We start from the raw sequence: 365 nt of genomic DNA, 5'->3' as shown, positions 1-365 counted from the left end.
GGAGGCTGCTGGATTTCCCCGACGAATTGTTTGATGACGGCCTGCCGTCAATGAAGTCCCTGGCCCTGTTCAACGCCCGACGCGGTGAATATGGCCCAGGTGACCCAGAGGAACTCGCGGGACAGGTTGTACAGAGAGCAGGGGCTATGAAGCCGCACCAGTTTGATCGTGTTCGGCCTGATGGAACCATCCTTGAAATTTCAGGTCAACCGCTGCCGAGCGGTGGATTCATAACCCTGTACACGGACATCACTGAACGACGTGAAGCCGAGGAAAACCTTCGTGATAATGAAGGTCTGCTGCGACTGATCTTTGACAATTCCAGCGTTGCTATTTTTACTATCGATTCCAGTGGCAGAATTGGC

General features: G+C 53.4%; 1 protein-coding gene. It reads left to right on the top strand.

Translation table 11 applies throughout. The features are described from left to right. A partial coding sequence (locus H261_RS24480) for a PAS domain-containing protein (protein WP_200860291.1) occupies nucleotides 1-365 on the top strand: 365 nt, incomplete at both ends.

The sequence above is a fragment of the Paramagnetospirillum caucaseum genome, from assembly GCF_000342045.1.
Taxonomy (GTDB): domain Bacteria; phylum Pseudomonadota; class Alphaproteobacteria; order Rhodospirillales; family Magnetospirillaceae; genus Phaeospirillum; species Phaeospirillum caucaseum.
This window is presented reverse-complemented; position numbering and strand designations above follow the sequence as displayed.